This is a genomic window from Colwellia sp. 6M3 (assembly GCF_014077595.1).
Classification (GTDB): domain Bacteria; phylum Pseudomonadota; class Gammaproteobacteria; order Enterobacterales; family Alteromonadaceae; genus Cognaticolwellia.
This window is the reverse complement of sequence record NZ_JACGWF010000242.1, coordinates 1-300: the sequence shown is the minus strand read 5'-3', so window position 1 is coordinate 300 and position 300 is coordinate 1. Positions and strand designations below refer to the sequence as shown.

The window sequence follows — 300 nt, the reverse complement described above, 5'->3', positions numbered from 1 at the left end:
CTTCTTCTAATTTGTTATCATGTAATTTGTGTAGACACTCTGAAACCGAAGTTTCCATTAAGCTGTTTTACTTCAAGATAAGGAGGTGATCCAACCCCAGGTTCCCCTAGGGTTACCTTGTTACGACTTCACCCCAGTCATGAATCACAAAGTGGTGACCGTCCTCCCCGAAGGGTTAAACTAGCCACTTCTTTTGCAACCCACTCCCATGGTGTGACGGGCGGTGTGTACAAGGCCCGGGAACGTATTCACCGTAGCATTCTGATCTACGATTACTAGCGATTCCGACTTCATGGAGTC

The 300-nt window shown here is 47.0% G+C and carries 1 rRNA gene; it reads right to left on the bottom strand.

What is annotated here, in order from left to right:
* Positions 1–78: 78 nt before the first annotated feature.
* Positions 79–300: ribosomal RNA gene (locus H4J50_RS19230) — 16S ribosomal RNA — on the bottom strand; the annotation flags it as partial.